Consider the following 14,825-nt stretch of genomic DNA (forward strand, 5'->3'; position numbering starts at 1 on the left):
AAACACCCCTGGGTAACGTGACTTCCGGGGCCTGCCGAGAGGAATGTCCGTGAGCACCGGGAAAACCGCGCACAGCGAGTCAAGCATCGTCACGTTCCGGGGCGTCGACGATCTGAATCTGGTCGGCGACGAATGGAACCGCGACGCCGCGTCCGCTGCTGGCCGACCTACGGTTCTGCTACTTCACGGCGGCGGGCAGAACCGGTACTCCTGGAAGAACACCGGGCAGATCCTGGCCGACGACGGCCTGCACGTGATCGCGCTCGACGCGCGTGGTCACGGCGACAGCGACCGCTCCCCCAGCGCGAACTATTCGGTGGAAGCGCTGAGCTCCGACGTGCAGCACGTGCTGTATCAAGTCGGCCGGCCGGTGGTGCTGATCGGGGCCAGCATGGGCGGGCTGACCAGCATCCTGGCGTCCCACGAGGCCGGCCCGGAGCTGGTCACCAAACTCGTGCTGGTCGATGTGGTGCCCCGGTTCGAGAAGAGCGGTAGCGCGCGTATCCGCGACTTCATGTTCACCAACGTGGACGGTTTCGACTCCCTCGAACAGGCTGCCGAGGCGGTCTCCGCCTACCTGCCCCACCGCACGAAGCCGCGCAGCCCGGAGGGGCTGAAGAAGAACCTGCGGCAGCGCGACGGGCGCTGGTACTGGCACTGGGATCCGGCCTTCCTCACCAAGCCCGAGGACGATCCGTTCGCCCGGGTGGACAAGCTGGAATCAGCCGCGATGAACCTGACTATCCCGATCCTGCTGATCCGCGGCAAGCTCTCCGATGTGGTCAGCCCCGAGGGCGTGCAGGACTTTCTGGAGAAGGTGCCTGCCGCCGAGTTCGTCGAGCTGTCCGATGCGGGGCACACCGCCGCCGGGGACGACAACGACGCATTCACCGAGGTCGTCGTGGAGTTCGTCGGGCGGTGAGCGCCACCCGCGACACCGTAGGCTTCAACTTTCTGCGCCAGCCTGAGCTGCCCGCACCTCAGGTCGGCGAATCATCCGCCCGCGACATCCTGGCCACCCATTTCGGCCTACGGGCAAGTGTGAAATCCCTGGGCAGCCAGCAGGATAAGAATTTCCTGGTGGGTGACGGCGACGACGCGATCACCGGGGTGCTGAAGATCGCGAACCCCGCGTTCAACGAGATCGAGCTGACTGCTCAGGAGTTGGCCGCGGACCTGATCGCAGCAGCCGAACCGAATTTGCGCGTGGCGCAGCCGTTGCCCAATCAGTGCGGCGAAAAGCTCACCGCGGTAACCGGTCTGGGCCTGAACCGGACCGACGACACCGCCTACGTGCGACTGCTGCGACACCTGCCCGGCGGAACCCTCATCGAGTCCGGCTACCTGCCGCCGGCCACGGTCGCCGAACTGGGTGCACTGGCCGGACGGGTCAGCCGAGCATTGGCCGGTTTCAGCCATCCCGGCCTGGACCGGATCCTGCAGTGGGACCTGCGTTACGGCGCCGAGGTGGTATCCCACCTGGCAGTCCACGTCGACGACGATGCTGCACGTACCCGCCTGGAGACTGCGGCCGATGCGGCGTGGGCCCGCATCGCACCACTGGCCGACGCACTGCCCCGGCAAGCCGTGCACATGGACCTGACCGACGCCAATGTCGTGGTCTCCCGCGGCGTCGGCGGTACCGTGCACCCCGACGGCATCATCGATCTCGGCGATCTGGCCGACAGTTGGGCCGTGAGCGAACTGGCCATCACACTGTCCTCGGTACTGCAACATCCCGGAGCCGACCCGGTGGCCGTGCTGCCCGGCATCCGAGCCTTCCATGCCATCCGACCCTTGAGCGTTACCGAGGCAGAAGCGTTGTGGCCGTTGCTGGTACTGCGCACCGCGGTGCTGATCGTCAGCGGAGCACATCAGGCCGGTTTCGACCCGGACAACGACTACCTCACCGAGCAGTCCGACGGCGAGTGGCAGATGTTCGAGTCCGCCACCTCGGTGCCGATGGACGTGATGACGGCGCTGATCAAGGCCGACCTCGGGCTGGCCGCACCGCCCGAGCCGGTTCCGGTTGACCGGCCGATGCTCACCGTGCCGGGGCCGGTGGTGACGCTGGATCTGGGTGCGACGTCCGATGATCTGAGCGACGCCTTCACGGCCGGCGGCTGGGTGAAACCCGATATCGAAGACGAATTGGCCAGGGCCGCACTGGCCGACGGCGCCGCCCTGGTGGTGACCCGGTACGGACAACCGCGGATCGCGCAGGCTCCCGCGTTGAGCCAGGACGAGCCGGCCGTGGTGCCGACCGGAATCAGTATGTGGGCTGCTGAATCCACCCCGCTGGTAGTGCCTTTCAGCGGTGAGATCGTCGATCGCTCAGCCTCTGCGGTGACGTTCCGCGGCACCGACTTCGAGCTGACTTTGACCGGAGTGAGCGCCGGTTCGGGAGACGGGATGGGCGTGGCCGCACCGAGTCGACGTGTCGAACTCGCAGTGCGGCCCGTCGGCGCGCCGGTGGCACCGCATCTGACCACGCCCGCACTCGCTCCCGGCTGGCTGGCACTGTGCCGAGATCCACGGCCGCTGCTGGGATTACCGCCACTATCCGCCGATGATTCCGAGCCCGATCTGATGGTCCGGCGCGACCGCGCATTCGCACCCGTACAGGAGCACTACTACCGCCGACCGCAGCGAATCGAACGGGGCTGGCGACACTTCCTGATGTCCACCAGCGGACGCTGCTATCTGGACATGGTCAACAACGTCACGGTGTTGGGCCACGCGCACCCGCGGGTCGCGGCGGCAGCAGCCCGGCAGCTGCGCAAGCTGAACACCAACTCACGGTTCAACTACGCCTCCGTCGTCGAATTCAGCGAACGCCTGGCCGAGCTCCTGCCAGATCCGCTCGACACGGTATTTCTGGTCAACTCCGGATCTGAGGCCAGTGACCTGGCGCTGCGGTTGGCGACCGCAGCGGCCGGGCGCCCCGATGTGGTGGCGATGCGCGAGGCGTATCACGGCTGGACGTACGGCACCGACGCCGTGTCGACCTCTACCGCGGACAACCCGAATGCGCTCACCACCCGGCCGGATTGGGTGCACACCGTCGAATCGCCCAACAGCTTCCGCGGCAAGTACCGCGGTAGTGAGGTCGGGCGATACGCGGTGGACGCGGTGGCCCAGATCGACCAGTTGATCGCCGAGGGGCGCGCCCCGGCCGCGTTCATCTGCGAGACGGTATACGGCAATGCCGGCGGCATGGCCCTACCCGACGGATACCTGGAGCAGGTCTACGCGGCGGTGCGCGGGGCGGGCGGATACGCGGTCGCGGATGAAGTCCAGGTCGGCTACGGTCGTCTGGGCGAATGGTTTTGGGGCTTCGACCAACAGGGAGTGGTCCCCGACATTGTGTCGATGGCCAAATCGGTCGGTAACGGTTATCCGCTGGGGGCGGTGGTCACCAGCCGCGCCATCGCCGAGGCCTTCCGCAGCCAGGGTTACTTCTTCTCCTCCACCGGCGGCAGTCCACTGTCATGCGCGATCGGAATGACGGTGCTCGACGTGCTGAACGACGAAGACCTGCAAGGCAACGCGTCCCGCGTCGGCGCTCATCTGAAGTCGCGACTGGAGGAACTGGCCGAGCGGCACTCGATCATCGGCACCGTCCATGGCGTCGGCCTGTACCTCGGCGTCGAGATGATCCGCGATCCCGACACCCTCGAGCCGGCCACCGAGGAAACGGCCCTCATCTGTGATCGGATGCTCGAACTCGGGGTGATCATCCAGCCGACCGGCGACCACCAGAACATCCTGAAAACCAAGCCGCCGTTGTGCATCGACATCGAAGCGGCCGATTTCTACGCCGACACCCTGGACCGGGTACTTACCGAAGGCTGGTGAGCGAGGCTGTCCGACAAGCCCCGAAGTTGCCGACGAGAGGTAACCGAGAGCTTGGCGAACACTTTCCGCAGGTGCCACTCGACCGTGTGGGTGCTGATGAACAGCTGCTCTCCGATCGCAGCGTTGGTCAGTCCGGCTGCTGCGAGCCGCGCGATCTGTGCCTCCTGAGCCGTCAGGACGTCGCCGCCGGCGACCGGCCGCCGGCCCGCGCGCTCGCCCTTCGCGATCAACTCGCGCCCGGCACGATCAGCGAAAGCCCGGGCACCGAAGGTGCGGAACATGTCGTGCGCGATGGTGAGCTGTTCCTTGGCCGCCGACCGGCGCTTCCGACGGCGCAGCCATTCTCCGTAGCGCAGATGGGCCCGGGCCAGGTGGACCCTGATGCGGGTACGCCCCAACCGGTCGATCGCTTCACGGTAGTGAGCCTCGGCATCTCCATCGTCGGCCACCAGAGCCCGTGCACCCGCCAAAGTCCCCAGAGCCCAATCCGTGTCGCGAACCGATAAACGCTCGGTAAGGCGCCCGCAGGCCTCCTGCGCAGCGTCGATGTTGCCGATGCGGGTCGCCGCCTCGATCAGTTCGACCAGATACCAGCCGTACAGTCCGAGGTCCTCATACTCGGCAGCCTGCTGGGCCGCGACGAACGCCTCCTCATAGCGGCCCAGACCATTGCAGAGCACGGCGGTCGCATATCGGGCCAGGCCCAGCACCCGGCCTTCCCCAGAGGCCGATGCCGCCTCGGCACCAGCCTTGAGCGCATCGAGATCTTCCGGATCACCCTTCCACGCATCCAGCGCAAGAGAGTGATAGCGCAGCGGTGAGTAGTAGCGGGTCGACAGAAAGGTCGAATCAGCCTCCGTCAGAAGGGCTTCGGCGGAAACGAGCTCGCCGGCCAACATGTGCACGACGGCCCGGTAGGCCAGGGTCTCCGGAAGCAGCGCCAACGCGTCGGACGCCCGAACTCGTCGCACCGCCGCCGTGGAGAGCCGGTGCACCAACCCGTCATCACATAGTTCATAGGCCGTGGACTGCTGGATGAGAGGCAGCGCGGGCACCATCCACCGCGACGCCGGGGAATCGGCATCGAGACGATGCGCGCCCAGCCTCTCCACCGCCGCCGGCAATCCCTCCCCGGCATACGGAACACCGGTGATCTGAGCCGTCATGCCCCGCAACACGGTGCCCACCGGCCCAGAACCGGTGGATAGGCGTTCGATACCGCACCGCGCGGTCTCGGCCGTCCGCGCCACGGCCGGGATATCTCCGAGCCGGCCTGCGTACATCGCCGCAGCGAGAGCTTCGAGATGCGTCTCAAGGCTCACTTCAGCGTCGAAGTGCTCGAATTCGACTGCAGCATCACTCATCCGGGATGCTATCTCACTCAACGAAGCCGCCGCGCCGTCGCCGCTGCGCCGCTTGGCGAACTCCATCTGCGCGGACAACCGCGCGGCTCGTGCCCGCTGCAGGCCGGTCATCGGTGCCAGGCCTGCCACGCCGAGCAACGTGTCGGCATCGGAAAAGGCGCCGGCATCGAGCTTGGCCCGCGCTGCGGCCAGCGCGCGGTCACAGCGAAGTTCCGGAACCGATGTCAGGACCGCGGCCCGCTCGAGAAATGTTGCGGCAACGGCCATACCGATCTGCGCGTGCGCATGACCGGCAGCGACTTCCAGTTGCGCTGCCACCTCATCGTCGGGCCACGTCACGGCGTTGGCGATATGCCAGATCCGGCGGTCCGGATCGATCTCGACATCGGTGACTTCGGCCAGTACACGGTGCATCTCGCGGCGTGCGGACGGGTCGGCAGCGTGGTAAGCGGCCGACCGGGCCAGGGGGTGCAGAAACCGCACATCGGAGTCGATTTCGATCACTCGGGCGACCACCGCGGGCGCCAGCATGTCGGCAGTGATCCCAAGCCGGTCCGCGACGCGACCCAACACAGCGGCATCACCGACGGGCTCGGCCGCAGCGGCGAGGAGCAGCTGCCGAGTCGATTCGGGCAGCGCGCGAATCAACTCGACATAGTCGAGCTCGATTCTTTTGACCCCCGAAGGGGTGTCGCCGCGGCGCAGCGCCCCGGCAAGTTCTGCGGCGGCACGATCATGCGGAAGTGAAACCAACGCAAGCGGATTACCCCGGGTCTCGGCGATGATCCGATCGCTGACGCGCGGGTCGAGTCGGGTCATCATCACCGTGCCCAGCAGGTCTCGCGCATGCTCATCCGACAACGGGCCGATCATGCGCTCGGGCAACCCGCTCAGCACGTCTACCCCGAGGTCACAGGTCGCGAACACCAGCCCGGCCCGTTCGGTGGTCAACCGCCTCGCCACAGCGGCCAGAACGGCCAGCGTCGCAGGGTCCAGCCAATGTGCGTCGTCGAGAACCCAGACCAGCGGTTCATCGCGGCAGGCGGCGGTCAGCAAATTCAAAACCGCTGACTGCACCAATTTTTCGGTCGGCGGCGCACCGGATCCGAGTCCCAGAACCACCACCAGTGCGTCGCGTTGGTCTTCCGGCAGCCCGGCGAGGTGGCCGAGCAGCGGTCGGCACAACTGCTGTAGACCGGCGAAGTCGAGGTCCATATCCAACGACACTCCGGTCACCCGTACCGATCGATAGTGCCCGACCCGCTCGAGAAGGTGGTTCAGCAGTTCGGTCTTCCCGACGCCGCGCTGTCCGCGCAGCACCAGCACCCTGCCTCCGCTCCGCATTCCCGTGACCAGATCCTCCAGAACCCGGCATTCGGCATCGCGTCCGATCAGGACACGCGCGCCCGCATCGTGAAAAGGTTTCCGCCACATACACATATCGACCGAACAGCAGCCGATTTTGTGACAGCCTCTACTTCCCCAGCTTCGCCGCGATGTGCCGACGGGAACGGATACCCAACTTGCCGAACACTTTTCGCAGGTGCCACTCGACGGTGTGAGCGCTGATGAACAGTTGCGCGCCGATCTCCGAATTGGTCAGTCCGTCGGCGGCGAGCCGGGCGATCTGCATCTCCTGCGCGGTGAGCGATGCGGCGTCGACCACGCGCCGGCCCGTTGCCCTGGCCGAAGTCGCTGCCCCCGCGGCGGCGAGTTCCCGGCGGGCCCGCTCGGCGAACCCGTCGGCGCCCAAGTCGCTCAGCAGGGTGTATGCCTGGCGGAGGCGTTCCCGCGCTTCGCCCCGTCGCTGTTCGCTCCGCAGCCACTCGCCATACACCAAATAGGCCCGTGCAGTGAGCATTCGGACGCCCGTACGCTCGAGAAGCTCGATCGCATCGCGATAGCGTTGCTCGGCGACCGGGCCGTCTGCCACCAGCGCGCTGACATAGGCCGCTGTGCCGCGCACCCAATCGGTACCACTCACCGCAGCAATGTCTTCGATGTGTCGCACCGCTTCGGCCGCCTCGGCCGGAAGGCCCAATCTTGCTGCCGCCTCGACCAACTCGACCATCGACCAGGTTGAGAGTCCAAGCTCCTGCGGGTAGGCGGACCCGCGGCGGGCCGCAGCGAGGGCCTCGTCATACCGGCCGAGCCCGTTGTACAGCACCGCGGCCGCCCATTCCGTCGCCGTCAGCGCCTTTCCCTCGCTGCGCAGCAACGGGTCGGAGGTGATCAGGTCGATGGCCTGCCGCGTGCGTGTCTCGTCACCGCGCCACGGTTCGACGACCACGGCGCCGTAGTGCGCGAAAAAGCTGCTTCCGGTGACCTCGCCCAACGTTGCCGCCTGAGCGACCAGCGCGTCGGAGGCCGCCAGGTCACCTGCATAGACGCGGTTCGACAGCCGCAGCAGCAGCGCCGACGGCAGGACGGCAAGTGCGCCGGCGTCCACAGCAAGCTCGACCAGCCTGGCCGACAGCGTGGACCAGGCGTCGAATTCCCAAGTGTTGTGCGCCAATCGGCACGCCAAGGGCAGCCAGCCCAGCCCGTCCGCTGGGGAGAATTCGCCTGTTCGATAGGCCGCGAGGGCACGATGAACCAGCGGCGCCCCCTGTGCGTAACCCGCAACCGTGATCCGGGAAACGCCTTCCAGGAGCAGATCTGAGCAAGCCGGGTCCGTGGGCCGCCGCATCGCCAGGATCGCAGCCGCCACCTGCTCCACGCCGACCTCATCGGGCAATCTGCCGGCGGTGAGGGCGGCGTAGAACGCGTCGCGGTAGGTCTCGGTCGCGAGACCACGGTCAACTGGCTCAAGTTGTTTGGCAGCAGCGAGCAGTGAGGGCAGGCCCGCGCTGGCACTGCGGAAGGCGAAGAGACTTCGTCCGCGCACCAGTTCGGCCAGGGCATGCTCACGCTTGTTCAACGGCAGCGTCGCGAGGTCGTCGAGCAGTTCGAGAGCCTCGCCGAACTCACCTGCTTCGCTCTTGGCCTGCGCAGCGGCCAACGCGCGGGAGCCACGTCGATGCGGATCAGGGGTCAGCTCTGCGGCCCGGTCGAGGAATGCCGCCGCCGCGGCAGCACCCCCGCGGGCGCGGGCGCGGGTGGCGGCCAGCTCGAGTGCGGAGGCCACCTCCTCATCGGGGTGCCCTGCGGCACTTGCCAAGTGCCACGTGCGTCGATCGGGATCGTGTTCGGGGTCGGTCGCCTCCGCCAACGCCCGGTGCACATGCCGCCGCTGCGATGTCGTCGCCGAACGGTAGGCCGCCGAACGGACCAGTGGATGCCGGAATCGGACCATGGTGCCGACCGTGAGGAGGTCCCCGGCCTGTGCTTCGGCGCCCGCGGCGACGATGTCGATATCCAACTGTGTGGCCGCGCGCCGCAGCAGCGCCACATCTCCCACCGGATCAGCCGCGGCGAGCAACACCAGAAGCTGGGCCTCGGACGACAACGAACCAAGGCGACGCCGGAAGCCCTGCTCGATCTGGCCGGCCAGCGAATGGTCGTCGAGCCCGTCGGCAGCCACGGCCAGCTGCGCAGCAGTCACCTCACGTGGAAGTTCCAGGAGTGCAAGCGGATTCCCCTGGGATTCGGCCAGAATACGATCGAGCACCCGGTCGTCGACGCGGCCCGGGCAGCCCCGTGCCAGCAGAGTCCGGGCGTCGTGATCGCCCAGGCCGTCGATCCGCAGCGCGGGTAGATCCGTCAGGGCATCCTCCACGACGGGCTCACGTACCGCGAAGAGCAGCACCACCTGCTCGGCCAGCAGCCGGCGACCGACGAACGACAAGATCTGAGCGGAAATCCGATCCAACCATTGCGCATCGTCGATCAAACACACCACGGGCTGCCGCGCCGCCGCCTCCGCCAACAGGCTCAGGACTGCCAGGCCGACGAGGAACCGGTCCGCGGGAGTGCCCGCGCTGAGCCCGAACGCCGTTTCGAGCGCCGACCGCTGTGGGACAGGCAGCCGGTCGAAATGTTCCCGAAATGGCTCGCACAGCCGGTGCAGCCCGCCGAAAGCCAGCTCCGCCTCCGCCTCGATCCCCGCGATGCGCACCACCTGGCAACCGGGCGCATGGTCGCCCACGTAGTCGAGCAACGCGGTTTTGCCGATACCGGCCTCGCCCCGCAGCACCAGTGCTGCACTGCGACCGCCCGCCACCGCCGTGACCATGTCGTCGAGAGTGGTGCGCTCCCATCGCCGGCCGACAAGCCGTCCCCGCGTTCCGTCGAGCCGCTCCATCTCCTCGACGCGAGGTGTCTCGACGGTCCAGGCCAACCGGCCTGAGGTTTCGGCCCTCATGCGGCCCGTGAGCCGGCGTACTCGCCGGTGAGGAGCCGCTCCAGATCTCGGCGGTCGCCGGTGCGCGCGGCCCGCAAGAACGCGTTGGCAAGCCGGCGGTGCGTGGCGATCAGGACCGCTGAGGCACGCTCACCGGTAACGAGCCGGGTCTGGGCCCGGCGGACCAGTTGCCGCGTGTTCGCCACACTCGTCCGCAGGAGCGCTGCGATGTCGACGTAGGTGTATTCAAAGCCTTTGCGCAGCACGTAGGCGGCGAGCTCCGCCGGCGTCAACCTCACCATCAGCAGGGCCAGCAGCTCCTCGACCAGAGCGGTCTGCTCGGTCCGCGACACGGGCTCGTCGTCGACGGTGTCGATCAGGTAGTCCAACGGCGACGCGGTCGGTGCCTCGTGGCGGTACCGGGCCGACTGGATGACGTTGATCGCGAGGTTGGTCGTGGTGGTGGTCAGAAATGCGGCCGGGTTTTCCACGATCGTGCGATCGGTGCGCTGCCACCGCAGCCAGGCCTCCTGGACCAGGTCTTCGGCACCGCACACCTCGCCGGTGACTCGGTAGGCGATACCGAACAGCCGCGTGCGATGTGTGAGAAAGATGTCGAGAGCCAGGTCCAGTTCATCCGGTGTCGACATACCTCCACCCTGGATGCCACGGGGCCTCCGTCGCGCCACGGAACTGCGTGGTCGAGTCCGTGGGGTGTGCACCACGGACTACGCGGGCCGGCTACGTACCGGGGCTAGGCCGACGGTGCCAGGGCACCCGGCAGCTCGCGGCGGGAGCTGATGCCGAGCTTCGCGTACACCTTGCGCAGGTGCCATTCCACGGTGTGTGGGCTGAGGAAGAGTTCCGCGCCGATCTTCGGGTTGGTCATTCCAGCGGCGGCCAACGCGGCGATCTGTGCCTCCTGCGGGGTCAGACTGGTCGTCGGCCCGGTTTCCCGGCTTCGCACGTGCTCACCGGTGGCCAGCAGTTCGCGCCGCGCCCGTTCGGCGAACGCCGTGGCTCCCATGCCATCGAACATCTGGTGTGCGGTGCGGAGGTGCTCCCGCGCCAGTGCCCGCCGACGGTTCCGGCGCAACCATTCGCCGTACAGCAGGTGGGTGCGTGCCACCTCGACCACCACGCGGTCGCGGGCAAGTTCCTCGATGGCCGTGCGATACAGCGCGTCCGCCTCGTCACCGTCGGTGAGCAAGGCGCGGCTGCGCGCGCTGATGCCGCGGGCCCAGCCGGAACCGGCCGCGCGGGTCAGTTCGACCAGACGGTCCAGCGATGACCGAGCCGCCTCGAGCTCACCGCACCGCACCGCAGCTTCGACATGCTCGACCAACGACAAGCCGGTGAAGTTGTAGCCGTCGTGCTCGATGCCCGCCTGGGCGACCGCGAGTGCCTCGTCGTATCGGGCCAGGCCGTTGTAGAGCAATCCCTGGATGTAGCCGGCGACCCCTAGCAGGGAGACCTCGCCGTGTTGGGCAGCACGGGCTTTGGCCTCGGCGATCGGGCCCGCGGCGCCCTCTTCCTCACCGCGCCATGCGGCCAGCACCAGCGAGGCATAGGCGTGAGGGGATTGTCCGGTCGCCGCGGAGATCGCGTCGGCCTCATCGATCATGCGGGCCGCGGTGGCGAAGTCGCCATGGTGGATGTAGACGCCGCCCAGGTAGATCAGCGCCGGCGGCAACACCCCGAGCGCACCGATGTCACGCGCGAGCCGCACGGCACGGGTGGCGAAGGAGTCCCACGCGGGCAGATCCCACCCGTAGTGGATGAACGATTCCAGCGCGACCGGCACCAGCAGCAGCCATCGCATCGTCGCCTCGCGGCTGTGCAGTTCCTCCTGCGCGAAGGGCTCGAAGGCCCGGCGCAACGCAGGCACGCCGGTCTCATAACCGTCGGCCAACAGGGTGGCAACACCGTCGAGCAACAGGTCCGCGGCCGCGGAGTTCGACGGCGGAGCGCCGGAGGCCCGGGCGGCGACTGCCGCGGCCTTGGCACCGGCCGCGCCGTGGACCCGGCCGGCGAAGACCGTTGCGCTGATCGCCTCCAGGTACGTCTCGCGGGCCAATGGTGAGCCGGCGGCCGCGAATTGCGCAGCGGCGTCGAGCAGCAACGGCGCAGCTTCGTCACTACGACTGCGGCCGAACAGGATTCGGGCCCGCAGACGCGCCAGCCGGGCCTGGTCCAGCGGGTCGAGCGGGCACAAGCTGGCCATGGTTGCCAACTCGGTGGCACGATCCGGGGAGGCGGCCGAGAAATGGGCCTCGGCGGCGGCGAGCGCCCGTCGCCCGCGCTGCCAGAGGTCCGGGGTCAACTCGGTGGCGCGTTCCAGTAGAACCGCCTCGGCCGCCATGCCACCGCGCTGCCGCGCCCGGCCTGCCGCGTGGTCCAAACCCGCCGCGACCTCCTCGTCGGGCCCGTCGGCCGCCTCTGCCGCGTGCCAGGCACACCGGTCCGGATCGAGTACCGGGTCGGTGACGGCCGCCAGCGCCCGGTGCACGGCCCGGCGCTGCTCGGGATCGGCCTGCCGGTACACCGCCGAGCGCACCAGTGGGTGGCGGAACCGGACGGACTCACCGAATTCGATCAGACCGGCCGCCTTCGCGGGCGCGGCATCGGGCGCGATGTTCATCGCGTCCGCCGCGCGCACCAGTAGCCGCGCCTCCCCGATCGGCTCTGCTGCCGCGATCAACAGCAGCGTTCGGGTCTGCGCAGGCAGCATCTGGATGCGGTCGGCGAAGTCCTGTTCGACGCGGCTCGACACCGATTCACGAATTGTCGCAGTCCCCGTCTCGACGCCGTAGGCGAGCTCGGCGGCACTGCGGCCGCGGTAGAGCTCGAGCAGTGCCAGCGGATTGCCGGAGGTCTCGGCTACCAGCCGATCCCGTACCCGCTCCTCCAGCCGCCCCTCCACGGCGCCCTCCAACAGCTCGCTCGCCGCCGCTGGATCCAGCCCGCCGAGCCGCAGCTCGGGTAGATCCCTGAGCACCGCGTGGCCCTCCGGATGGCGCACGGAGTACACCATCGCGACCGCCTCGGCCAGCAGCCGGCGTGCCACGAACTCCAACGTCAGCACCGACACCTGATCCAGCCACTGGGCGTCGTCGACGATGACCAGTACGGGCTTGGCCTCCGAGGCCCGGGTGAGCAGGGTCAACACCGCCAAGCCGACCAGGAACCGATCCGGCGGGTCCCCCGCCGCCAATCCGAAGGCGACCCGCAGCGCATCTCGCTGCGGCTCGGGCAGCGCATCGATCGTGCTGAGAAACGGTGCGCAGAGTTGGTGCAGGCCGGCATAGGCCAGCTCCATGTCCGCCTCGATCCCGCGGGCGGTGGTCACGGTCATCCCCGCGGCCTGGGCCGCCACGTACTCCAAAAGCACCGATTTCCCGATACCGGCCTCGCCCCGGATCACCGCTACCCCGGACTCACCGCGGCGCAGCCCGCTGAGCAGGTCGGTCAGCTGGGTGCACTCGCGTTGCCTGCCAACCAGGTTGGGCAACGGGCTGGCACTCATGCGTACGGCTCCTGGCAGGGCTGGGCGGCACGGGTGTGCACGGCTGGCGAGAAATCTACCGGGATTGTCACAAACCGTGACGCCGCCCGGTCGGTACTTATAACCGGCCGTCTGCCCCAGGAGATTCCATGTCACCCCGCGAACATCAGCTCGCCACATCTGTCCTGGTGGTGGGGGTCGGGGCCGCCGGGCTGCGAGTGGCCATCGAACTCGCCGAGGCCGGGGTGGCGGTCACGGCAGTGGGCAAGCACACACCGGATGACGATCACACCGGTCTGACCCTCAGTGGGATCAACGCGGCGCTGGACACCGCCGACGGCTGGGAACAACACGCGGCCGACACTCTGCTGGAAAGCCGCCTACTGGCCGATCCTCGCACCGTGCAGCGGGTCGCCCAGGGCGCCACCCAAGGCATCCATGACCTGGAGCGCTTCGGCATGCGCGTCGAGCGACCCGACGCAGGCCGGACCGCCGGGACCCATCCGTACCGGCGCAAGGCCGACGCCGGCGAGGTGCAACGCGTCCTGCGCGAACACGCAGTCCGGCTCGGGATCCCGATCCACCCGACGGTTTATGTGACTCAGATCCTGGTGAACGACGGAGCGGTCTTCGGCGCCTACGGCTTCGATCTCGTCGACGGCGCACGGTATCTCGTGCACGCCGATGCGGTCGTCCTGGCGACAGGTGGCCACACCCGGATCTGGCGCCGGACATCGGCCCGCCGGGACGAGAACACCGGCGACTCGTTTCGCCTCGCCGTCGAGGCGGGCGCCCGGTTGCGAGACGCCGAGCTGGTGCAGTTCCGGCCGTTCGGCTTACTCGGTCCCGAGAACGTGGCAGGGACGCTGATCAGCGATTCGGTGTGCGAAGAGGGCGGTTTACTACTGAACACCGTCGGCGAACGGTTCATGACCCGCTACGACCCCGAGCACCTGGAGCGCGCCGGTCGGGACCGGGCCGCGATGGCGTCCTACGCCGAGATCAAGGCGGGGCGCGGCACCCGGACCGGCGGGGTCTGGCTGGACCTGTCGCATCTGCCTGCCGAGAAGGTCATGACCCGACTGCCGCAGGTCTACCAGACCGTGTTGGAGCTCCAGGGGCGCGACGTCACCCGGGACCCGATCGAGGTGGCCCCGACCGCGCACTACTCGTTGGGCGGGATCGCGGACCGGCCCCAGGACCATGGCACCGAGGTCGACGGGCTGTTCGTCACCGGCGAAGCCACCACCGGATTGCACGGCGCAGGCCTGCTGGACGGAAACTCCTTGATCGCGGTGATGGTCTACGGCCGGCTGACCGGGCAAGCCGCAGCCGACTACTCGGCGCGGCTCACCGCCCAGCGTCGGTCACTGGCGGCGGTCCGTGAAGCTGAGGCGCGAGTCGACCGACTGCTGGCCGCCGATGGCAGCGAGAACATCCGCGGGTTGCAGCGTGCGGTCCGCAACCTGATGACCGAGCACGCCGGAGTGGTCCGAGACGAGGCCGGCCTGCTCTCCGGATTGGCAGCGCTCGGGGAGATCGAGGCACGCATGGCCGACGTGGGTGTGCACACCGACATCAGCGGCTTCGCGGACCTGGCACACGCCTTCGCCCTCCGGTCTGCAGTGCTTTCTGCCCGTGCCACGCTCGAGTGCGCGCTGGAACGACGCGAGACCCGGGGCTGTCACATCCGTTCCGACTACCCCGATCTCGACCCGGCGCTGCAGGTGAACCTGGTGTGGTCACCGCACCACGGCGTGCGCCGCGAGCCGGTCGCACCGATCCCTACCGACATTGCCGAGTTGATGCAGTAGGA

Annotated in this window: 7 protein-coding genes; 3 read left to right on the plus strand and 4 right to left on the minus strand. The window is 68.2% G+C overall.

Annotated elements, in window-relative coordinates; all coding sequences use genetic code 11:
- Positions 1–85: 85 nt before the first annotated feature.
- Both AC4ELS_RS25720 and AC4ELS_RS25725 read left to right on the plus strand, forming a co-directional pair.
- The gene (locus AC4ELS_RS25720; RefSeq protein WP_448442408.1) at positions 86–922 is read left to right on the plus strand and encodes an alpha/beta fold hydrolase; all 837 of its coding nucleotides are present in this window, start codon (positions 86–88) and stop codon (positions 920–922) included.
- Complete coding sequence (locus AC4ELS_RS25725; RefSeq protein ID WP_499049818.1) at positions 919–3,858, plus strand: aminotransferase; 2,940 nt, start codon at positions 919–921, stop codon at positions 3,856–3,858. Before AC4ELS_RS25720 ends, AC4ELS_RS25725 begins: the two co-directional genes overlap by 4 nt.
- Here the strand turns inward: AC4ELS_RS25725 and AC4ELS_RS25730 are convergent.
- The 4 genes from AC4ELS_RS25730 to AC4ELS_RS25745 form a co-directional block, all read right to left on the minus strand.
- Positions 3,816–6,656, minus strand: coding sequence for an AAA family ATPase (locus tag AC4ELS_RS25730; protein ID WP_499049820.1), 2,841 nt, complete (start codon positions 6,654–6,656; stop codon positions 3,816–3,818). The two genes, AC4ELS_RS25725 and AC4ELS_RS25730, sit on opposite strands and share 43 nt — an antisense overlap.
- Before the next feature lie 40 nt (positions 6,657–6,696).
- Entirely contained in the window at positions 6,697–9,525 is a 2,829-nt protein-coding gene (locus AC4ELS_RS25735) for a LuxR C-terminal-related transcriptional regulator (protein ID WP_499049823.1), read from the minus strand.
- On the minus strand, positions 9,522–10,154 hold the full coding sequence (locus AC4ELS_RS25740; protein ID WP_499049826.1) for a sigma-70 family RNA polymerase sigma factor: 633 nt from the start codon (positions 10,152–10,154) through the stop codon (positions 9,522–9,524). The genes AC4ELS_RS25735 and AC4ELS_RS25740 overlap by 4 nt, the downstream gene beginning before the upstream one ends.
- Before the next feature lie 104 nt (positions 10,155–10,258).
- Positions 10,259–13,030, minus strand: a complete 2,772-nt coding sequence (locus AC4ELS_RS25745; protein ID WP_499049829.1) for a helix-turn-helix transcriptional regulator — start codon at positions 13,028–13,030, stop codon at positions 10,259–10,261.
- Between the two features lie 128 nt (positions 13,031–13,158).
- Between AC4ELS_RS25745 and AC4ELS_RS25750 the strand changes: the two genes are divergently transcribed.
- Complete coding sequence (locus AC4ELS_RS25750) at positions 13,159–14,823, plus strand: FAD-binding protein (protein WP_499049832.1); 1,665 nt, start codon at positions 13,159–13,161, stop codon at positions 14,821–14,823.
- Positions 14,824–14,825 lie beyond the last annotated feature (2 nt).

The sequence above is a fragment of the Mycobacterium shunyiense genome, assembly GCF_058270035.1.

Excerpts from the sequence above, each read along its gene's own strand:
- AC4ELS_RS25740 (WP_499049826.1), bottom strand. The coding sequence starts at position 10,154 with ATGTCGACACCGGATGAACTGGACCTGGCTCTCGACATCTTTCTCACA.
- AC4ELS_RS25745 (WP_499049829.1), bottom strand. The coding sequence starts at position 13,030 with ATGAGTGCCAGCCCGTTGCCCAACCTGGTTGGCAGGCAACGCGAGTGC.
- AC4ELS_RS25730 (WP_499049820.1), bottom strand. The coding sequence starts at position 6,656 with ATGTGGCGGAAACCTTTTCACGATGCGGGCGCGCGTGTCCTGATCGGA.
- AC4ELS_RS25735 (WP_499049823.1), bottom strand. The coding sequence starts at position 9,525 with ATGAGGGCCGAAACCTCAGGCCGGTTGGCCTGGACCGTCGAGACACCT.
- AC4ELS_RS25750 (WP_499049832.1), top strand. The coding sequence starts at position 13,159 with ATGTCACCCCGCGAACATCAGCTCGCCACATCTGTCCTGGTGGTGGGG.